The 20,194-nt window shown below is 65.8% G+C and carries 16 protein-coding genes; 12 read left to right on the plus strand and 4 right to left on the minus strand.

Annotated elements, in window-relative coordinates:
• The 8 genes from FBZ90_RS27960 to FBZ90_RS21985 all read left to right on the plus strand — a co-directional run.
• Positions 1 to 3,786, plus strand: a 3,786-nt coding sequence (locus FBZ90_RS27960) for a beta strand repeat-containing protein (protein WP_186455985.1), incomplete at its 5' end; no start/stop codon positions are given.
• 175 nt (positions 3,787 to 3,961) lie between these two features.
• The gene (locus tag FBZ90_RS21955) at positions 3,962 to 4,513 is read left to right on the plus strand and encodes a hypothetical protein (RefSeq protein ID WP_145735135.1); all 552 of its coding nucleotides are present in this window, start codon (positions 3,962 to 3,964) and stop codon (positions 4,511 to 4,513) included.
• A 71-nt stretch (positions 4,514 to 4,584) separates the two neighbouring features.
• Positions 4,585 to 6,462, plus strand: a complete 1,878-nt coding sequence (locus FBZ90_RS21960; RefSeq protein ID WP_246130677.1) for an O-linked N-acetylglucosamine transferase, SPINDLY family protein — start codon at positions 4,585 to 4,587, stop codon at positions 6,460 to 6,462.
• A gap of 108 nt (positions 6,463 to 6,570) precedes the next feature.
• Positions 6,571 to 7,167: a hypothetical protein gene (locus FBZ90_RS21965; protein ID WP_145735136.1), complete on the plus strand. Its 597-nt coding sequence runs from the start codon at positions 6,571 to 6,573 to the stop codon at positions 7,165 to 7,167.
• A 73-nt stretch (positions 7,168 to 7,240) separates the two neighbouring features.
• Entirely contained in the window at positions 7,241 to 9,346 is a 2,106-nt protein-coding gene (locus tag FBZ90_RS21970; protein WP_145735137.1) for a tetratricopeptide repeat protein, read from the plus strand.
• 16 nt (positions 9,347 to 9,362) lie between these two features.
• A complete protein-coding gene (locus FBZ90_RS21975; RefSeq protein WP_145735138.1) occupies positions 9,363 to 10,154 on the plus strand; it encodes a glycosyltransferase family 2 protein in 792 nt (263 codons plus the stop codon).
• Between the two features lie 35 nt (positions 10,155 to 10,189).
• Positions 10,190 to 10,915, plus strand: coding sequence for a glycosyltransferase family 32 protein (locus tag FBZ90_RS21980; RefSeq protein WP_145735139.1), 726 nt, complete (start codon positions 10,190 to 10,192; stop codon positions 10,913 to 10,915).
• A gap of 237 nt (positions 10,916 to 11,152) precedes the next feature.
• Complete coding sequence (locus FBZ90_RS21985) at positions 11,153 to 12,307, plus strand: alanine racemase (protein ID WP_246130679.1); 1,155 nt, start codon at positions 11,153 to 11,155, stop codon at positions 12,305 to 12,307.
• A gap of 2 nt (positions 12,308 to 12,309) precedes the next feature.
• On the opposite strand, the gene FBZ90_RS21990 is transcribed toward FBZ90_RS21985, so the two are convergent.
• The 3 genes from FBZ90_RS21990 to FBZ90_RS22000 form a co-directional block, all read right to left on the minus strand.
• Complete coding sequence (locus FBZ90_RS21990) at positions 12,310 to 13,122, minus strand: crotonase/enoyl-CoA hydratase family protein (protein WP_145735140.1); 813 nt, start codon at positions 13,120 to 13,122, stop codon at positions 12,310 to 12,312.
• A 128-nt stretch (positions 13,123 to 13,250) separates the two neighbouring features.
• Entirely contained in the window at positions 13,251 to 13,685 is a 435-nt protein-coding gene (locus FBZ90_RS21995) for a nuclear transport factor 2 family protein (RefSeq protein WP_145735141.1), read from the minus strand.
• An 11-nt stretch (positions 13,686 to 13,696) separates the two neighbouring features.
• The gene (locus FBZ90_RS22000; RefSeq protein ID WP_145735142.1) at positions 13,697 to 15,742 is read right to left on the minus strand and encodes an NADPH-dependent 2,4-dienoyl-CoA reductase; all 2,046 of its coding nucleotides are present in this window, start codon (positions 15,740 to 15,742) and stop codon (positions 13,697 to 13,699) included.
• A 128-nt stretch (positions 15,743 to 15,870) separates the two neighbouring features.
• Between FBZ90_RS22000 and FBZ90_RS22005 the strand changes: the two genes are divergently transcribed.
• The 3 genes from FBZ90_RS22005 (at position 15,871) to FBZ90_RS22015 (ending at position 18,106) form a co-directional block, all read left to right on the plus strand.
• Positions 15,871 to 16,431, plus strand: coding sequence for a PadR family transcriptional regulator (locus tag FBZ90_RS22005; protein WP_145735143.1), 561 nt, complete (start codon positions 15,871 to 15,873; stop codon positions 16,429 to 16,431).
• Positions 16,432 to 16,620: 189 nt separating this feature from the next.
• Positions 16,621 to 17,694, plus strand: coding sequence for a hypothetical protein (locus FBZ90_RS22010; RefSeq protein WP_145735144.1), 1,074 nt, complete (start codon positions 16,621 to 16,623; stop codon positions 17,692 to 17,694).
• Positions 17,666 to 18,106, plus strand: coding sequence for a hypothetical protein (locus FBZ90_RS22015; RefSeq protein ID WP_145735145.1), 441 nt, complete (start codon positions 17,666 to 17,668; stop codon positions 18,104 to 18,106). Before FBZ90_RS22010 ends, FBZ90_RS22015 begins: the two co-directional genes overlap by 29 nt.
• A 48-nt stretch (positions 18,107 to 18,154) precedes the next feature.
• On the opposite strand, the gene FBZ90_RS22020 is transcribed toward FBZ90_RS22015, so the two are convergent.
• On the minus strand, positions 18,155 to 19,747 hold the full coding sequence (locus FBZ90_RS22020) for a Na+/H+ antiporter (RefSeq protein WP_145735146.1): 1,593 nt from the start codon (positions 19,745 to 19,747) through the stop codon (positions 18,155 to 18,157).
• A gap of 189 nt (positions 19,748 to 19,936) precedes the next feature.
• On the opposite strand from FBZ90_RS22020, the gene FBZ90_RS22025 reads away from it, so the two are divergent.
• Complete coding sequence (locus FBZ90_RS22025) at positions 19,937 to 20,194, plus strand: type II toxin-antitoxin system Phd/YefM family antitoxin (protein ID WP_145735147.1); 258 nt, start codon at positions 19,937 to 19,939, stop codon at positions 20,192 to 20,194.

Here is a 20,194-nt window from a genome sequence, read left to right on the forward strand (position 1 = left end):
ACGGCGCAGGTTCAGTCGCTGACCACCGACCAGGTGGCGGCGCTGGGCACGGCCCAGGTGGCCGGCCTGTCCACGGCCCAGGTGAAGGCGCTGACGACCGATCAGCTGAACGCGCTGTCCACGGCGACGGTGCAGAAGCTGACCAACACGCAGGTCCAGTCGCTGACGACGGCGCAGCTATCCGGCCTGAGCAGCGATAACCTGTCGGCCCTGAACAGTGCCCAGGTGGCGTCGCTGACCAGCACGCTGGTCCAGTCGCTCACCAGCTCCCAGCTGAACGCGCTCACCACTTCCGATATCCGGGAGTTCACCAGCGCCCAGATTGGCCAGCTGACGACGGCCCAGGTTTCCAACCTGAGCAGCGACAACCTGAACGCCCTGAACAGCGCCCAGGTGTCCAGGCTGACCAGCAATCAGGTCCAGTCCTTGACCACGGATCAGCTGAACAGCCTGACGACAGCGGATGTTCAGGAACTGACGAACGCCCAGATTGGCCAGTTGACGACGGCCCAGGTGGCCAGCCTCAGCACGACCAATGTCAGCGCGCTGACGACGGCGCAGACCGCGTCCTTGACCACGACCGAGGTTCAGGCGCTGTCCACCGACCAGCTGAACGCGCTGAGCACGGCGGGCGCGCGGGCCCTGACCTCGTCGCAAGTGTCGGCGCTGACGACCAGCCAGATCGCCGGGTTGGCCTCGACCAACCTGAACGCGCTGAGCAGCGCCCAGGTGGCGCGTCTGTCCAGCAGCCAGGTTCAGGCGCTGACCACGGATCAGTTGAACAGCCTGACCTCCTCCGACGTTCGTGAGCTGAACTCGGCCCAGGTTGGCCAGCTGACGACGGCGCAGCTGTCGGCCCTCAGCACGGCCAACCTGTCGGCGCTGTCGACGGCGCAGGAAGCCGGTCTGACGACGGCGCAGGTTCAGTCGCTGACCACCGACCAGGTGGCGGCGCTGGGCACGGCCCAGGTGGCCGGCCTGTCCACGGCCCAGGTCAAGGCGCTGACGACGGATCAGCTGAACGCCCTGTCCACATCGACGGTGCAGAAGCTGACGAATACCCAAGTCCAGTCTCTGACGACGGCGCAGCTGTCCGGCCTGAGCAGCGATAACCTGAACGCCCTGAGCAGCAGCCAGGTTGCCAGCCTGACCAGCAACCAGGTCCAGTCTCTGACGACGGCGCAGCTGAACAGCCTGACGACGGCGGATGTGCGTGAGCTGACGACCGCCCAGGTCGGCCAGCTGACGACGGCGCAGGTGTCGAACCTGAGCAGCGACAACCTGGACGCGCTGAGCAGCGCCCAGGTGGCGCGTCTGACCAGCAACCAGGTTCAGTCCCTGACCACGGATCAGCTGAACAGCCTGACGACGGCGGATGTCCAGGAGTTGACGACGACCCAGGTCGGCCAGCTGACGACGGCCCAGGTGGCCAGCCTCAGCACGACCAACGTGGGCGCGCTGTCAACGGCGCAGACGGCGTCCCTGACCACGACCGAGGTTCAGGCGCTGTCCACCGACCAGCTGAACGCGCTGGGCACGGCGGATGCCCGGGCACTGACGGGGAACCAGGTCAGCGCCCTGACGACCAGCCAGGTGTCGGGCCTGAGCAGCGATAACCTGAACGCGCTGAGTAGTGGCCAGGTGGCGCGCCTGTCCAGCAGCCAGGTCCAGGCGCTGACCACGGATCAGCTGAACAGCCTGACGACATCTGACGTCCGTGAGCTGAACTCGGCCCAGGTTGGCCAGCTGACGACAGCGCAGCTGTCGGCCCTCAGCACGGCCAACCTGTCGGCGCTGTCAACGGCGCAGGAAGCCGGTCTGACGACGGCGCAGGTTCAGTCGCTGACCACCGACCAGGTGGCGGCGCTGGGCACGGCCCAGGTGGCCGGCCTGTCCACGGCCCAGGTTCGGGCGCTGACCACCGATCAGTTGAACGCGCTGTCCACCGCGACGGTGCAGAAGCTGACGAATACCCAAGTCCAGTCGCTGACGACGGCTCAGCTGTCGGGCCTGAGCAGCGATAACTTGTCGGCCCTGAACAGTGCCCAGGTGGCGTCGCTGACCAGCACGTTGGTCCAGTCGCTCACCAGCTCCCAGCTGAACGCGCTCACCACTTCCGATATCCGGGAGTTCACCAGCGCCCAGATTGGCCAGCTGACGACGGCGCAGGTGTCGACCCTGAGCAGTGACAACTTGAACGCCCTGAACAGCGCCCAGGTGTCCAGGCTGACCAGCAACCAGGTCCAGTCCCTGACGACGGATCAGCTGAACAGCCTGACCTCCTCCGACGTTCGTGAACTGACCAACGCCCAGGTCGGCCAGCTGACGACGGCGCAGGTGTCGAACCTCGCCACCAGCACGGTGTCGGCGCTGAGCACCGCGCAGGTGGCCAGCCTGACGACGGGCCAGGTTCAGTCCCTGACGACGGATCAGCTGAACGCGCTGAGCACGTCTGACGCGGCGGCCCTGACCTCGTCGCAGGTGTCGGCGCTGACGACCAGCCAGGTGTCCGGATTGGCTTCCACCAACCTGAACGCGCTGAGCAGCGCCCAGGTGGCGCGTCTGTCCAGCAGTCAGCTGCAAGCGCTGACCACGGATCAGCTGAACAGTCTGACGACGTCTGACGTTCGTGAGCTGAGTGCGGCCCAGATTGGTCAGCTGACGACGGCGCAGCTGTCGACGCTGAGCACGGCCAACCTGTCGGCACTGACCACGGCCCAGGAATCGGGTCTGACGACGGCGCAGGTCCAGTCGCTGACCACCGACCAGGTGGCGGCGCTGGGCACGGCCCAGGTGACCGGCCTGTCCACGGCCCAGGTCAAGGCGCTGACCACCGATCAGCTGAACGCCCTGTCCACCGCGACGGTGCAGAAGCTGAGCAACACGCAGGTGCAGTCCCTGACGACGGCTCAGCTGTCGGGTCTGAGCAGCGATAACCTGAACGCCTTGAGCAGCAGTCAGGTCCAGTCGCTGAGCAGCGCGCAGGTGCAGTCCCTGACCAGCGCCCAGCTGAACAGCCTGACGACGGCGGATGTGCGTGAGCTGACGACCGCCCAGGTTGGTCAGCTGACGACGGCGCAGGTGTCGAACCTGAGCACCGACACGGTGACGGCGCTCAGCACCGCTCAGGTGGCCAGCTTGACCAGTGCCCTGGTCCAGTCCCTGACCTCCGACCAGCTGAACTCCCTCAGCACCTCGGATGTCCGGGCGCTGACGACGGCCCAGGTCTCCTCCCTGACGACGGCGCAGGTGTCGACGCTCAGCACGGATAACCTCACGGCGCTCAGCAGTGCCCAGGTGACCAGGCTGACGACGGCGCAGGTTCAGGCGCTGACCACGGATCAGGTCTCCGCCCTGGCGACTACCCAGGTCTCCGGCCTGAACAGTGCCCAGGTCAAGGCGCTCTCCACCGCGCAACTGGGGGCGTTGACCACCACGGATGTCCGGGCGCTGAACACCAGCCAGGTGCAGGCGCTCACGACCAGCCAGGTGGCGGGTCTGACGACCGACAACCTGTCGGCCCTGGCCAGCAACCAGGTCGCGGTTCTCAGCAGCGCCCAGGTCCAGTCCTTGACCACGGTCCAGATCAGCTCGCTGACGACGGCCGATATCCGGGAGTTCACGACCAGTCAGGTGACGAACCTGACCACGGACCAGATTTCCGGGTTGACCACTGACCAGCTGTCCAACATGACGACGGCCCAGGCCAGCGTGTTCACCTCGGCCCAGGTCCACGCGTTCAGCACCGATCAGGTCAATGCCTGGCTGACCGGCCTGTCCGGGTGATAAGGTAGCGTGACGGTGCGGGCCGGGGTGCGGGGCAGCACTTCGGCCCGATCAGGGGCGGCGTCGCTAGGATTGGGGGTGTCATCCTTCCCCCAATCCTCGACGCTTTTAAGGGCTCCGGTTCCTGGTTCAGGCACAACTTCCCCTGTTTGGGAAGGCGTGCGGGTTGGGGTTTATGGGTAACGATCCGGTATCATCGCGGCCGATAGGCGGAGGGGTCACCAAGACCACCTTCACCAAGACCGCGCCTGCCGGCCGGAGCGATGGCGATTTCCAGAAAGCCCTGGCCAGGTCCGCCGGGGCCGACCCGTCCAGGGCCAGCCAGACCAGCAGCACCCCGGCCGATGCCGTCCGGATATCACAGCAGAGTATGCTCTCGGGCGTGGCTGCGTATAATATGGCGGCTCAGGCCCTGCCGGCGACGCCGGGATACCAGCGGCCCGTGGTTCGGGTTGGTGACAACGTGACGACGAAGAACGAAAAGTCCGATAAAGGCGCCTTTCGGCTGTCCCCTTCGCGCGAGCTTCAGGGGCGCACGGCCTATGCCAAGGTTCTGCAAACCCAGACCGCCGTATCCCAGGCACCCAATGCCCAGGGCGGCGCCGCCCAATCCCCCGCGGTCCCGGTCACCGGCACGGCGTCGTCCGCCCCCGCCGCGGATTCATCGCAAGTTGCCGATGATCAGGGTAAAGTTGCAGATCGCTCCACCATAAACATCGTGTTATGATTCCTTGCGATATTGGCGATATCTTCAGGAATTGATAAGGCCTGAGGGTACTTTATTATGGAACATCGATCGTGCCCTCTGCCGCTTCCGCTATAAACCAGGCACCACTGCAAACCGCCGACATCGTCAAATACCTGAGCGCCAGAGATTGGAAAATCCCCCCGGGGGTTGAGGAACGGGCCTTCCGCTTCCTGTTGGGGCGTCTGGACTTCAATAACCTGTTGGGCCTGATCGATGTGGCGCGCGGCTCGGCGCCCTGGATGCGATCCGCGTCGCTGTACCAGCTGTGGCTGGATGAGACGCCGGCCGATGTCCCCCTTCGGCACGCGGCCTATTTTAATCTGGGTGTGGAACTCGCCAACATCGGCGATGTGGTTGAGGCGGGGGCCGCCTACAACGCCGCCCTGGCGCTCAAGTCCGACTTCCTCGTCGCCGCCATCAACCTGGGGCTCATGTCTGAAAGCCAGGGCAAGACGGACGAGGCGCTGGAGATTTGGCGCCGGGCCGTCCAGCCCGACGACATGCGCACGATCCTGCTGAATCAGCGTGGCCGCCTGCTGGAGCGCATGGGTCGATTCGAAGAGGCGGAGCGGGAATTGCACCGCAGCCTGCTGACCGTGCCCAACCAGTCCGACGCCATCAGCCACTGGGTGCACCTGCGCCTGAAGATGTGTGCCTGGCCGGTTTACGAACATATTCCTGGGCTGACCAAGGACGATCTGGTCGCCAGTTCCGGCGGCCTCACCCTCATGTCCCTGTTCGATGAGAACGCGGTCGTCAACCGATGGGTGGAGCGGTGGATTTCCCGTTTCGGCGATCTTCAGCGCCGGGCGCCCGCCGATGGCTACGACCATGAGAAGGTCCGCATCGGGTATCTCTCCTCCGACTATAACCTCCACCCTGTCAGCATGCTGATGGTGGAGTTGATCGAAAAGCACGACCGGTCGCGGTTCCAGGTCTATGGCTATGACATGGGCCTGGATGACAGCAGCTACCTTCGCCATCGCATCCTGGGCGCCTTCGACCAGTGGTTCCGCGTCGCCGAGATGAGCGACGACCAGGTGGCGGATCTCATGCGCCAGCATGAACTGGATATCCTTGTCGACCTCAATGGCCTGACCGATGGGTCCCGCCCCGGCATTATTCGCCGCAAGCCGGCGCCCGTGCAGATTTCCTACCTCGGCTTCGTCGGCTCCCAGCCCATCCCCGAGCTGGACTACGCCATCGTGGACGATTTCGTGGTACCGCAGGACCTGGCTGCCGACTTCCATCCCAAGCCGCTGTATATGCCCATCTGCTATCAGGTGAACGACAGCAAGGCGCCGGTGGACCCGTCGCCCACGCGGGAAAGCGTGGGCCTGCCAACGGACAAGTTCGTCTATACCTGCTTCTCCAACACCTACAAGATCACGGACGATATCTTCGACGCCTGGATGCGCATCCTGGGCGGGGTGGAGAATTCCGTCCTGTGGTTGTTGGCGCGCACGCCCTGGGCACGCCAGAACATGCTGAACCGGGCCCAGGCCCACGGCATCGCGCCCGAGCGGCTGATCTTCGCCGGTCCGGCCAGCCCGGCCCAATATCTGGCCCGTCTGCCGCTGGCCGATGTGTTCCTGGATACCTATCCGTACAATTCCGGCACCACGGCCAGCGACGCCCTGCGCATGGGCCTGCCCATGGTCACCTTGTCAGGCAAGACCTTCTCGTCGCGCATGGCGGGTAGCCTGCTGCGCACCGTGGGCCTGTCCGCCGGGATCACCACCAGTGTCGACGATTACGTGGCCCTGGCGGTCAAGCTGGGTACGCAGCCCGAGGCGTATAAGGAGTTCCGCGACGCCTTGGGCGGCGGCGACGCTTGGCGGCGCACCCTGGGTGATACCGACCGGTTCGTCCAGGACCTGGAGGAACGGCTGCTGGCCATCCGGGTCAAGCCGGGCCAGGCCGGCTGAACCCAAAGGCTGGTTTCAATGCCGCGTATCGCCCCGCCCCTCGCGGGGTGCCTGATCAGACGGATGCCCCGGTCACCGGGCGCCCGGTCGCAATAACGGTGGGTAGCCATGGGAAAACTGCATCATTTCGATCTCAGGGGCATGCTGGACACCTACCACTGCCGCGTCTTCATCGAAACCGGCACCGGGGCGGGCGACAGCCTGCTGCACGCGGCCTCCTTCGGGTTTGAGCGGCTGTTCTCTTCCGAAATATTCCCCGAGATCGCGGACCATGCGCGGGTGCGGCTGGCCAGCGTGCCCCAGGCCCAGATCCTGACGGCCACCAGTGAGGACGTGCTGAAGACCGTGCTGCCGATGATCCCGGCGGAGGTGCCGGTCATGTACTGGCTGGACGCGCACTTCCCCGGTGCCGATTATCATCTGGCCAAGTATGGTGACCATGCGGACTACAACATCCGCCTGCCCCTGGAACGGGAGATGAGCCTGATCCGCGAGCTGCGACCGCGCAGCCGCGACGTCATCCTGGTGGACGACCTGCGCATCTATGAGGATGGGCCCTTCGCCGGCGGCAACATGCCGGACCATGCGCAAACCCTGGCCTTTTACGATCGCAATATCGACTTCGCCTTCCGCCTGTTCCGGCACACCCACACCATCGCCCGCGATTATGGTGACGAGGGCTATCTGGTCATCACGCCGCGCTAACATGGCGCGGCGTCATCTTTCCCCTTGAAGGCACGCCGGGATCAGGGTGCCGCGCGGTAAGCGGAGTAATGTGATGGCGGATGAAACGACCAAGCAGATGCTGCGCCGCGCCGCGGATGGGCGCTTCGCCCGCCGTTGGATCGTGGGGGAGGGGATAGACATCGGCTGCGGCCCCGATCCGCTGGGCAAGCTCAAGGACTATTTCCCCCTGATGACGTCCACCCGTCCCTGGGATTTGCCGGACGGCGACGCCATGCTGATGGAGGGGGTGGCGGACAACAGTTACGACTTCGTCCATTCCAGCCACTGCCTGGAACATCTGGTCGACCCCGTGCGGGCGCTCAGCAACTGGATCCGTATCTGCAAGCCGGGCGGTCACCTGATCATCACCATCCCGGACGAGGATATGTATGAGCAGGGCGTCTGGCCCTCGATCTTCAACCAGGACCACAAATGGACCTTCACCATCCTGAAGCCGCAGAGCTGGTCGCCCAAGTCGATCAGCATCGTGCAGCTGCTGGACCTGTTCAAGGAAGAGGTGGAGGTGCTGAAGCTGGAGAAGCTGGACAGCGGCTTCCAGTATGACGCGCCCTTGCGCGACCAGACGCTGAAGGGCACCTCGGAGTCCGCTATCGAGTTCGTGCTGCGCAAGCGGACCAAGGGCTGGGGCTTGGCCACGGGGGCGGACAACGGCGCCGCGCGCTTCGCCCAGGTCGCCCGCCGGCATGAGATCGACGCCAAGTTCGCCGAGGCCATTTCCTTGCACCAGCAGGGCCGGGTGGCGGAGGCCCACGCCGCCTACACCGCCATCCTGGGCGCCGACCCGGACAATCTGGCGGTCATGAACAACCTGGCCCTGATCGCCCCGTTCGCGGAGGCGGAGCCGCTGCTGCGCCGGGCGCTGGAGATCAACCCCACCTATGTCGACGCCCTGCTGAACCTGGGCAACCAGCTGGTGGCCCACCAGCGGGTGGAGGAGGGGCGGGACGTGCTGCTGCGCGCCCTGGCCGCGGCCCCCACCGACGCCCGCGTCATCGACGCCCTGGCCCAGGTTTACGACACGCTGGAGGCGTATGAGGACGCGGTGGCGCTGTTGCTGGAAAAGGGCGCCCTGCTCAACAACCTGGACGACGTTTATTGCCGCATCGGCAAATATTGCGAACATCTGGGGCGTACCGACGAGGCCCTGGCCTATCTGGCCAAGGCGCTGCAGATCAACCCGTCCCATGTCGAGGCCAACATCTATACCGGCCGCCAGCACCTGCGGAAGGGCGACTATGCCAAGGGGGCCGAGGGCATCGCCTGGATCTGGCATGGCCGCATCACGGAAAGCCAGGTCGGCCTGTTCGTGGACGAGGCTGGCCAGCCCATCCCCCAGACGGGGCGCACCATCGTGCTGTCCGCCGACAGCGGACTGGGCGATACGCTGCAGTTCGTGCGGTATGCCCGGCCGCTGAAGGCCCTGGGCGCGCGCGTCATCGTGGAATGCCAGCCGGAGCTGCTGCGCCTGGTGGCAGCGATGCCGGAGGTGGATGAGGCGGTGGCCATCGGCGACCTGTCCCCCGGCTTCGACGTGCGCCTGCCCCTGCACAATCTGATTGGCGCCTTCCGCACCACCCTGGAGACCATCCCGGCGGAGGTGCCGTATCTGGCCGCGCCAGCGGAGGAGGCCGCTGCTTATGGCGCGCGCCTGGCGGAACACCCGGGCCTGCGCGTCGGCCTGTGCTGGGCGGGCAATCCCCATCATCCGCGCAATGGCAGCCGGTCGGTGGCGCCGGAGCTGCTGGCCCCCTTGCTGGGACAGGCCGGCGCCCGCTTCTTCTCCCTGCAGAAGGGGGCGGATGGCGCGGGCCTGGGCCTGATTGATTGGACGGCGGATTTCGCCGACATGGCCAACACCGCCGCCCTGGTGCAGGGGCTGGATCTGATCATCAGCGTGGACTCCGCCGTGGCCCATCTGGCCGGCGCGCTGGGCCGGCCGGTCTGGCTGCTGAACCGCTTCGACAGCTGCTGGCGCTGGCTGGAGGCGGGGGTGGAGACCAGCCCCTGGTATCCGACGCTGACGCAGTTCCGGCAGACCGCGCCGGGTGACTGGGCCCCGGTCATGGCGGCGGTCACGGCCAGGCTGGCGGACGCGGTGGCGGCCCAGGGCGCCCCGCAGGCGCCGGGCAGTCCCTGAACCGGGGCGCCGTGCCATGGCAGAGCCCGAGGTCACCGTCATCATTCCCACCCACAGGCGGGCGCCCCTGTTGCGCCGCGCCCTGGCGTCCGTCAAGCAGCAGCCAGCGGCGGTGGAGGTGATCGTCATTTCCGACGCCACGGATGCGGAAACGGACCGCGCCTGCGCCGAGCTGCTGTCCGCCGACGATATCTACATCCGCCGCAACGGCGCCCCTGGCCCTTCCGCCAGCCGCAACCTGGGCCTGATGCTGGCGCGCGGGCGCTATATCCTGTTCCTGGATGATGACGACGCCTGGCATCCGGATTTCATTCCCGCCCTGTTGGCCCAACCCGCGGTTCAGCAGGGCCTGGCCGTCTATGCCAACGGCAGCGTGGTGACCGAACGGCGGCGCCCCGAGGGGCCGGAGTTCCTGAGCGAGGACCGGGTGGACATGGCCGGCCGCCTGACACCGGGGGTCTACATCAAGAACCAGGTCCATATGTCCTGCTTCGCCTTTCCGCGCGCCCTGCTGACGGGGCTGGAGTTCGACGTTTTCATGCGCGCGTATGAGGATTGGGATTTCATGCTGGCCGTCATCAACCGTCAGATTCCGGTGCATGTGCCGGTGCTGGCGTCCCGCATCTTCGAGGTCAAGGACGCGACCACGGACCGCCGGGGCGACAGCCGTCAGGCCAACGACTACAACGTCGTCATCGATTACCTGTACGTCTATCGCCGTCACCCCGCCCCCACGCCTGAGATCGCCGAGCGCCGCGTCGCCCTCATGACCGGTCTGGGCATTCCGGTCGCCCCCTCCATGCTCTGAGCCCGCTCCCATGGCATTCCTATGATCGCACCCCAATGATCCCACCGTCGCACGACCTGGACGCCTTCGCCGGCCGCATCGTCTTTTGCCTATGGACCGGGCCGGAGATCATGTCCGACGCCCGCATGCGGGCGCTGTGGACCATCTTCCGCAACACCGGCTGCGGCGTCGCCTTCATCACCCAGGAAACGGTGGCGGAATGGGTGAAGCCGGACGCCCCCCTGCACCCGGCCTGGCCCTACCTCAGTTCCACGCACAAGGCGGATTACCTGCGCTGTTACCTGATGCACCATTACGGCGGCGGCTATACCGACATCAAAAGCACGTCCAAGAGGTGGGGGCCGTTCTTCGACCTGCTGGCCCAGCCAACGGCCGAGGGGCCGGAGAAGCTGGCCCTGGGCTATCAGGAACTGGCCCACGGCATTCCGCACGTCACGGGGGAGTTCGGTGATCTGCTGCGCCGGTCGCACAAGGAACTGATCGGCCTTTGCGCCTTCATCTTCAAGAAGGGCACGCCCCTCACCGCCGCCTGGCTGGCGCGGACGGAGGCCCTGCTGGACCAAAAGCTGGATGCGTTGCGCCGCCATCCCGCCATCCATCCCCTGGACCAGACCGGGGTGCTGCGCCCAGACGGGCAGCCCTCGCCCTACCCCCTGCGCTGGGCGGAGCTGTTGGGCGAGATTTTCCACCCCCTGACCTATGAGATGCGCCAGCATCTGCTGCTGGCCCCCATTGAACCCAGCTTCGCCTCGTATCGGTAGAGCGAGGGGCGGGGCTCACGGTTCGGACGTCAGAACCGTCCTTGGACGCGGAACCCGCAGCGGGTGGGTGGGTTGTAACATCTCCGCGTGGCCCTCCAGCCTGCGCGGGGCTTCATCTTCCTTCCTACCCACCTTTTACGCCCGGTTCGTTCGCTGACCGAACCGGGCTTTTCTTTTGGGAACGCCCTGTCCCCGCGCTATCTTGCACGCCGTCGATTGCCGGCAGGGAGTGCCCTGGTGACCCATCCCGTCCTTCCCCCCGATCTTGAAACCCCCGTGCTGCTGCTGGATGAGGGGCGGATGGACGCCAACATCGCCCGCATGCAGGGGCGCCTGGACGCGCTGGGGGTGCGCTTCCGACCCCATGTGAAGACGGCCAAGTGCCTGGAGGTGGCGCGGCGCCAGGTGGCCGCCGGTGCCCGGGGCCTGACCGTGTCCACCTTGAAGGAGGCGGAGTGCTTCTTCGCCGCCGGCTATGGTGACATCCTCTACGCCGTGGCCATCGCGCCGCCCAAGTTTGACCACGCCCTGCGCCTGGCCAAGGCCGGTGTGCGCTTGACCCTGGTGGTGGAATCGGTGACGACGGCCGAGCGCCTGTCCCGCCATGGGCGGGAGAATGGCCATGTCCACACCGTGCTGATCGAGGTTGATACCGACGGCCACCGTTCCGGAATCCATCCGGAGGCGCCGGTGTTGCTGGACGTTGCGGCGGCCCTGACGGTGGAGAGGGGCGGCGGTGCCCGCCTCAACGGCGTAATGACTCATGCCGGCAGTTCCTACGGCCTCAACACACCCGAGGCGCTGGCGGCCATGGCGGAGCAGGAGCGGGCGGGTTGCGTGCGCGCGGCTGAGCGCCTGCGCGCCGCCGGCCATGCCTGCCCGGTGGTCAGCGTCGGCTCCACCCCCACGGCCCTCAGCGCCCGGCACCTGGACGGGGTGACGGAGGTGCGTGCCGGTGTCTATGTCTTCTTCGACCTGGTCATGGTCGGGGTGGGTGTCTGCGCCGTGGACGACATCGCCCTGTCGGTGCTGTCCACCGTCATCGGTCACCGCGCCGACACGGGCTGGGTCATCACCGATGGCGGCTGGATGGCCATGAGCCGCGACCGGGGAACCCAGCGCCAGGCCAAGGACCATGGATACGGCCTGGTCGCCGCCGTCGACGGCACCCCCATTGCCGACCTGGCCTTCCGCGATGCCAACCAGGAACATGGCGTCCTGCACTGGACGGGGGCGGCCGGCACCGACCTGGAGGCACTGTTTCCCATCGGCACCCAGTTGCGCATCCTGCCCAACCACGCCTGCGCTACCGCCGCCCAGTTCGACGCCTATACCGTCCTGCCCAAGGAGGGCGGTGACCTGCGACGCTGGGACCGGTTCAACGGCTGGTGAAATTATCGCCGGAAACTCCGCTCCTTGAACTGTGGCGGCTTCTTCTCCAGGCCAGCGCGCAAGGCGATGCGCCAGTTGGCGCCGCGCATGATCTGGAACTGGATGCGCCGTTCCGTCGCGAAGGCGCCGCGCACGCTGGTGCTCCAGGCGCGCTGGAACAGGGCCTTGGTGCCCGCCACCGCGTCGGGGGAGCGGGCGCATAGCTGGGCCGCCAACGCTTCCGCCGCCGTCATGGGGTCGTCCGCCACCTCGGTCACCAGGTTCAGGGCCTTGGCCTCCGTTCCGCTGATCACCTGGGCCGTCATGGTCAGGCGCTTGGCCAGGTCAATGGGCACCAGCTCGCGCAGGGACACGCTGCCGCTCATGTCGGGGATCAGGCCCCACTTGCCCTCCATCACTGACAATTCGCAGTCCGGCGTGGCGATGCGGAAGTCCGCCGCCAACGCCACCTGCAGGGCGCCGCCGTAGCAACGGCCGTGTAGGACGGCGATGACCGGCACCGGCAGCTCGCGCCAGCACCAGCAGGCGCGCTGGAACAGGTTGGTGCTGCGGCCCAGGGTGACGAAGGCCTTCACCACCTCCCACGGCTTCTGGGTCACGGCGGCGAAATCCAGGCCGGTGCTGAAGGCCGCACCCTCGCCGCTCAGGATGACGGCGCGCACCTGGCGGTGGCGGCGGATCTCCCTGGCGGCGCGGACCAAGGCGCGCAGCATAGGGAAGTCCATGCCGTTCAGCTTCTCCGGCCGCGCCAGGCGGACATGGGCGATGGCGCCCTGGATGTCCAGGTTGACCCTGTGGGGGACTGCATTTGTCATGACTGGCTATTCCCTTGTTTTGCAGCCCACGCCGGTCTGCGCAAATCCGCAGCGCCCCCCCCTTCTCGTAAACAGGGGAGCGTCCCGCAGCGGCATGGGCCCTTACGCATGCCGCTGGCATTTGCAGGTCAGGCCCGCTGCTTATGCGCGGGCAGGGCATGGGCCAGGCGGCGGCTCATTTCCTCGCCCAGGGCCTGCAGGCCGCTCATGGGGCGGACCATCACCTCGAACTCCACGATTCGACCCTGCGCGTCGAAGCGGATCATGTCGATGCCCTTCAATTCGCGTTCGCCCACCTTGGCGCTGAACTCCAGCACCACGTTCAGGCCGTCGGCGTCGACGAACTGGCGGTGATAGGCGAAGTCCTGAAACACCTGGATGACGGTGCCCAGGATGAGGACCAAGGCCGGCGCCGGGCCATAGGGCGTGAATGCCATGGGGGAACGGAACACCGCCTCCGGATGCACGATGTCGGGCAGGAAGGACAGGTCGCGGCGGACGATGCCGTCGTGCCACTTCTCCAGGCTGGCGGCGACGGCGGGATGCAGCGGCAGGTCGGTCATGATGGTCTCCGTCAGAGGGTGGCGGCCAGGCGGCTGCCCTGGTTGATCGCCCGCTTGGCGTCCAGTTCCGCCGCCACGTCGGCACCGCCGATCAGGTGGACCGCGATGCCCGCCGCTGTCAGCGGTTCGTGCAGATCGCGCAGTGGCTCCTGTCCGGTGCACAGCACGATGGTGTCGGCCTCGATGACGGTCGGGCTTTCCCGCTTCTCGCCAAAGGTGATGACCAGGCCGGCATCGTCGATGCGCTCATAATTCACGCCGGCCAGCATCTGCACGTTCTTCATCTTCAGCAGGCGGCGGTGGATCCAGCCGGTGGTCTTGCCCAGGCCCTTGCCCAGGCCGCCGGGCTTGCGCTGCAACAGGGTCACGTCGCGCGCCGGCGCCGTGATCTCCGGCCGCGTGACCCCGCCGCGCACGGCGGCCGGATCGGTCACGCCCCATTCCGCCTGCCAGGCCGCAAGGTCCAGGGTGGGGGAGGGGCCGTCCTGCACCAGGAATTCGCTGATGTCGAAACCGATGCCACCGGCGCCGATGACCGCCACCCGCCGGCCCACCGGCTTGTTGTGGCGCAGCACGTCCAGGTAGGTGACCACCCGGCCGCTGGCCATGCCCGCGTCCTGCCCCGGGATGCGCGGGTTCCGCGGGATGACGCCCGTGGCCAGGATCACGGCGTCAAAGCCGCCGCCGATCAGGTCTTCGGCGGTGACCTTGCGGTTCAGGTGCAGGCTGACGCCCGTCAGGTCCATCTGCCGGCGGAAATACCGCAGCGTCTCATGGAACTCTTCCTTGCCGGGAATGCGCTTGGCCATGTTGAACTGGCCGCCGATCTCGCCCGCCGCCTCGAACAGGTCGACGTGATGGCCGCGCTGGGCGGCCACGGTGGCGGCGGCCAGGCCGGCGGGGCCGGCGCCCACCACGGCGATACGCTTGCGCACGGCGGCGGGGGCGTAGGTCAGCTCCGTCTCATGGCAGGCGCGCGGGTTCACCAGGCAGGTGGAGATCTGGGCCTTGAAGGTATGGTCCAGGCAGGCCTGGTTGCAGCCGATGCAGGTGTTGATCTCATCCGCCTTGCCGGCGGCGGCCTTGTTCACGAACGCCGCATCCGCCAGCAGGGGCCGGGCCATGGACACCATGTCGGCGCAACCCTCGGCCAGGATGTGCTCCGCCACCTCTGGCGTGTTGATGCGGTTGGTGGCGACCAGCGGGATGCCGACCTCGCCCTTCATCTTCTTGGTCACCCAGGCGAAGGCCCCGCGGGGGACCGAGGTGGCGATGGTGGGGATGCGCGCCTCATGCCAGCCGATGCCGGTGTTGATCAGCGTGGCGCCCGCCGCCTCCACCGCCTTGGCCAACCGCACCACCTCCTCCCACGTGCTGCCGTCGGGGATCAGGTCCAGCATGGACAGGCGGTAGATGATGATGAAATCCGGGCCCACCGCCTCGCGCGTGCGGCGCACGATCTCTACCGGCAGGCGCATGCGGTTCTCGTAGGATCCGCCCCAGGCGTCGGTGCGTTTGTTGGTGTGGGTCACCAGGAATTGGTTAATGAAATAGCCTTCGGACCCCATGATCTCCACGCCGTCATACCCGGCCTCCCGCGCCAGCAGGGCGCAGCGGACGAAGGCACGGATCTGCCGCTCTATCCCCCGGGCGCTCAGCGCATGCGGGGTGAAGGGGCTGATGGGTGATTTGATGCGGGACGGCGCGACGGCGAAGGGGTGATAGCCGTAACGGCCGGTGTGCAGGATCTGCAGCGCGATCTTGCCCCCCTCCGCATGCACGGCTTCGGGGATGGGGCGATGGCGGCGCGCGGTGGACGTCAGGGCCAGGGTGCCGCCCATGGGCTTGGTCCAGCCGGCTATGTTGGGGGCGAAGCCGCCGGTGACGATCAGGCCCACCCCGCCTGCCGCCCGCTCCCCCAGGTACGCGGCCAGCCGGGGCAGGGTGTGGCGGCTATCCTCCAGCCCGGTGTGCATGGACCCCATCAGCACGCGGTTGCGTAAGGTGGTGAAGCCCAGGTCCAGCGGCTGCAGCAGATGGGGGTAGGGGGTGGTCATGGCGGCGCCCGTCATTCTTATTATGCAACTTGTTGCATAATGGGGCAGGCGGACCATTTGTGCAACTGGTTGCATAAAGCCAGGCCGGCCGGGTACCGTTAGGGGCCGCGTTCCTGGATCGAGCCTTCATGTCCCTGCCCCACGCCCTGCTGACCGCTCTGCTGGAACGTCCCTGCTCCGGTTCCGAACTGGCCGGCCGCTTCGACCGCTCCATCGGCTTTTTCTGGCAGGCGACGCACCAGCAGATTTACCGCGAGCTAAAGCGGCTGGAGGAACTAGGCTGGATCACGGCCCTGGAGCCGGAGGCCGGCCGGGGCCGTAAGCGCGCCTATCAGGTTCTGCCGGCGGGGCGGGAGGAACTGCGCCGCTGGACGGGGGAGGCGCGGGAGCCCAAACCCCTGCGCGATGAGTTGATGGTGCGCCTGCGGGCCGAGGCGGTGATCGGCCCCACCGACCTGGTGCGCGACATCGAAAGCCGCCTGGCGCAGCACCTGGAAAAGCTGGCGCTGTATCAGGAAATCGAACGGCGCGACTTCGGCGACGGCGCCGACAGCCGCCAGCGGGAACTGCGGCATCTGGTGCTGCAGGCCGGCGTGATGGCGGAAACGCTGTGGGTGGATTTCTGCCGCAAGGCCATCACGGTGCTGGCGGAGGATGAGGATGTAGGGGCGGTTTCGCCCCCTGATTGACAAGAACAAAATAGGAACATATGTTGCTCTTCCATCAAGAGGGAGAGCAAACATGGATGGTTGGCAACGGCGGTACCGTCTGAGCAACGGACCGGGTAGTCTGGGTGTCCGTTGCACGGCGGACGAGCTGACTCTGGCTGGCGTGCCCTTGTTGATAAAGGGCGCTGGCGGCTTCCAAGCACGCGCCCCATGGCCGAAGTGGGAACACTGCTCAAGCGCGCTTATAAAAGCAGGGAACCGGGCGCCCATGTTCACGCCGGTCTCGTCAAGATCGCCGAAGCGCTCAATCGGGGCGACCTGACTCAGGCGATGATCCGCGCTGTACACTTGCGTCTACCCGAACCGGACTGGGATGCCGCTGTCCGCTTGGCTCAGGCCAACGACAACCTGGCGAAGTACAGCCCCGACCAGCCGCGTGACGGGCACGGACGCTGGACGAATGAAGATGGCACGGGAGCGATGGGTGGGGCGGTTGAAGCGAAGCCGAATGCGCCTGATAGCCAACGTACAACCGTCAAGCCGGTTGCCCAGTTTGGGGAAAAGACGGCGGATACCCCGAAAGCGCCACCGGCTTATCGCGTTTCGACTGCTGCCGATTTTGCTCTTCCAGAAACGATATTCGATGCGCCGCATATGTTCGTCTTCTCGCCGACGATCAACCAAGAAAGCCAATCCCTTTGGCGGGAAAGTCTGGCGCCTCTGCTGAATGCAAACCCGAGGTGGCCACTACCCGAAGGCCGGAAGGAATGGGTTGTGGAGCAGGGGGCTACCATCGTCGCACGGCGGGATGGGACACTGGAGTTTCAGAACATTGGTGGACTGCCGCGGACGGAATCAGAAAAGAGTGCGGAATTTCATCCAGACCTACAATTGAAAGACCCGGATAGTGGTACGGTCATAGGTACTCAGCACACCCATCCTTATGATGATGGGACGACTGGAGTATCATTCAGCGGTTCGGATATCAAATACCTGATGGATGAAAGAATTAATTTTTCGCTGGTTCAAAGTGGGGAAGATCAATACCTTTTTCTTAAGACCAAACAGACGGGGCATTCAAAAGATTATGAGCGCGGTGGATCCGGTTTTGTTGAGGGATATCAGGATAATAGAGTATCACAAATGAGCTATAGCAAAGATCCGTCAAGGATGAATATTCCCATGCCGGATGCTGCTGAGATAGCGAACATGGAAGCAGCGCTCATGTATAACCTCGTTCTTTATAAGGGACGCAATGGAATACTCTATCGCATTTGGCCGTAAGGCCGTCATCGGAGCGTCGCTTATCGCGACGCTCCTGGCGGGACCGGCTATGGCTGAGGAACGAGGGGCCTGCTCGGCCGATCCCGACCAGCGCCAGGTTCGACACGCTCTTGGTCCCACGATTGATGCGGATCGTTTCAATCGGGTGCTGAACTCTTGGGCGTTGGCTCAAGGCTGGATGAAAGCCAACAATTATCGCGAGGCTGGCCGAGAGCTTTTGAGAGGCTTAGGGGCGATGGGCAGATGTCCCATGCACAGGGCTCCCGAACCTCCTGCTGAATTTCTTGAGCAGCTTGCTGATCAGGCTGAAGATCAGTGGAGTTATCAGCAGGCGGCGATCTTGAGATTCAGGGCTCTGAAGTCAAATTTTAACAATTGCATGGATAATTTTCTTGATCGGGATGATCAATAAATCCGCTTTTCAGGCGGGTATCGCTGGCGCGGCCGTCCATCGAGCGATTTAACCCAACCTCATTCGTGAGGTGGTGGCCGCCATCTCCTGCAAGTCCAGCTCATATTCCAGGACGTGCAGCACGTCGTCGTGGATGCGGCCGGCGCGGTGCAGGCGCAGGATTTCCGCCCGGCCGGCGGCGATGGTGGCCAGGATCACGTCGTAATGCTCGCTGCGGTCGGCGCTCAGGACGTCCCGCTCTTTGGAATAGCGCTCGGCCACCCGGGCGCGGTGGGTATACTGTTCCAACAGGCGGGGGTGGCGCACGCTACCGTCGGCATTGTGGGCGCGGGTGCGCACCGCTTCCAACTGCGCGGCGGTGACCGCGGCCATGGCCTGGGGCGCCGTCAGCACCGTGCCCTGATGCCCGGCGGACTTGTCCAGGCCCAGCCAGCGGATCAGCGGGCCCAGGCTGCTGCCCTGGATCAGGACGGTGCCCAGGATGACGGCGAAGGCGGCGGCCAGGATCAGGTCGCGCCCCGGCACCCCGGTGGGGATGGACAGGGCCACGGCCAGGGTGACCACGCCGCGCATGCCGGCCCAGCTCAGCAACAGGGCGCTGGCGGGGGACCATAGCGGCCGTCGCTTCACCAGCAGGCCCAGGATCTGGCCCGCCCCTTCCGCCGCGAAGACCCAGAGGAAGCGGGCGACCACGACGGTGCCCAGCACGGCCAAAACCGGCACGGCCAGGGTGCCCAGCGCGTGTTCCACACCGCCCAGGCGGCTCATCACGCCCCGCAGCGACAGGCCGATCAGGATGAAGACCAGGGCTTCCAGCACGAAGACCATGACCTGCCAGGCGGCGGTGCTCATCAGGCGCACGCTGGCGGTGAAAACCTCATGCTGGTGCCAGCCCAGCACCAGGCCGGCGGCCACCGTGGCGATGACGCCGGAGACGCCCGCCGCCTCACCGCTGATATAGGCGGCCCAAGGCAACAGGAAGATGGCGGTGATGGTCAGATGCTCATGCTTCAGCAGATGCAGGGCACGGACCCACAGATAGCCCAGCGCCCCGCCGATGATGACCCCGCCGATGGCCAGGCCGGTGAAGGCCAGGGTGGCCTGGCCCAGGCTGAAGGCGCCGGTCAGGGCGGCGGCGATGGCGAAGCGGAACAGCACCAGGCCGGCGGCGTCGTTCAGCAGGCTTTCCCCCTCTAACAGCACGGTCAGGCGGCGGGGCAGGGTCACATGCTCCAGCACCGCCTTGGCCGCCACCGCGTCGGGGGGCGACACCACCGCGCCCAGGGCGAAGCACACCGCCCAGGGCAGGTCTGGCACCAGCAGATGGGTGACGACACCCACGGCCAGGGTGGTGAACAGTACCGCGCCGATGGCCAGTTGCAGGATGGCGGCCAGGTTGCGCCGGAACTCCCGCCAGACGGTGTAATAGGCGCCGTCCATCAGCAGTGGGGGCAGGAACAGCACCAGCACCAGGTCGGGATCCAGGTCGAAGGCCGGCACGCCCGGCACGAAGGCCAGGCCCATGCCACCGATGATCAGCGCCGCTGCCGGCGGCAAGCCCAGGCGCCCGGCCAGCAGCCGCAGGCCCAGGATGGCCACCAGCAGCAGCAGGATGAATTCGAACTGCCCAACGCTGCCCATGATTCCCCAATGGTTTGTCGACAAAACGTTTATCGACGCGAACAGCGGGCCACGGTAGGCGGCGGCGACCGGCCGTTCTTGTCAGAATGCGCGCGAATTTGAAGGATAGTCCCGCCAATCACCGCAGAGGGGGATCTTGACTCCACATCAGAATAAAATCATAAATTATGTATATTATGGAGGGGTGGAATGCGACAGTTCAGTTCCCTCGACCTTCAGCGCAATGGGGCCAAAGTCCAGGAGGCCGCGTTGCGGGAGCCGGTAAGCGTAACCTATCATGGTCGGGATCGCCTGGTGATTCTGTCCGTTGATGAGTTCGAGCGCTTGAAGCAGCGTGACAAGATGGTGATTGCCATCGAAGAGATGCCGGAGGAATTTCTCCGCTCCTTGCAGGAACCCTATTACGACGCCGAACAGGCCGCGCTCGACCATTTGATGGCTGACTGA

The sequence above is a fragment of the Nitrospirillum pindoramense genome, from assembly GCF_007827955.1.
Taxonomy (GTDB): Bacteria; Pseudomonadota; Alphaproteobacteria; order Azospirillales; family Azospirillaceae; genus Nitrospirillum; species Nitrospirillum amazonense_B.

Bases quoted from the DNA above. Each gene is read 5' to 3' on its own strand.
- FBZ90_RS21965 (WP_145735136.1), top strand. From the start codon at position 6,571: ATGGGAAAACTGCATCATTTCGATCTCAGGGGCATGCTGGACACCTAC.
- FBZ90_RS21955 (WP_145735135.1), top strand. From the start codon at position 3,962: ATGGGTAACGATCCGGTATCATCGCGGCCGATAGGCGGAGGGGTCACC.
- FBZ90_RS21980 (WP_145735139.1), top strand. From the start codon at position 10,190: ATGATCCCACCGTCGCACGACCTGGACGCCTTCGCCGGCCGCATCGTC.
- FBZ90_RS22015 (WP_145735145.1), top strand. From the start codon at position 17,666: ATGGAATACTCTATCGCATTTGGCCGTAAGGCCGTCATCGGAGCGTCG.
- FBZ90_RS21990 (WP_145735140.1), bottom strand. From the start codon at position 13,122: ATGACAAATGCAGTCCCCCACAGGGTCAACCTGGACATCCAGGGCGCC.
- FBZ90_RS21995 (WP_145735141.1), bottom strand. From the start codon at position 13,685: ATGACCGACCTGCCGCTGCATCCCGCCGTCGCCGCCAGCCTGGAGAAG.
- FBZ90_RS22000 (WP_145735142.1), bottom strand. From the start codon at position 15,742: ATGACCACCCCCTACCCCCATCTGCTGCAGCCGCTGGACCTGGGCTTC.
- FBZ90_RS22010 (WP_145735144.1), top strand. From the start codon at position 16,621: ATGGCCGAAGTGGGAACACTGCTCAAGCGCGCTTATAAAAGCAGGGAA.
- FBZ90_RS22020 (WP_145735146.1), bottom strand. From the start codon at position 19,747: ATGGGCAGCGTTGGGCAGTTCGAATTCATCCTGCTGCTGCTGGTGGCC.
- FBZ90_RS21975 (WP_145735138.1), top strand. From the start codon at position 9,363: ATGGCAGAGCCCGAGGTCACCGTCATCATTCCCACCCACAGGCGGGCG.
- FBZ90_RS21970 (WP_145735137.1), top strand. From the start codon at position 7,241: ATGGCGGATGAAACGACCAAGCAGATGCTGCGCCGCGCCGCGGATGGG.
- FBZ90_RS22005 (WP_145735143.1), top strand. From the start codon at position 15,871: ATGTCCCTGCCCCACGCCCTGCTGACCGCTCTGCTGGAACGTCCCTGC.
- FBZ90_RS22025 (WP_145735147.1), top strand. From the start codon at position 19,937: ATGCGACAGTTCAGTTCCCTCGACCTTCAGCGCAATGGGGCCAAAGTC.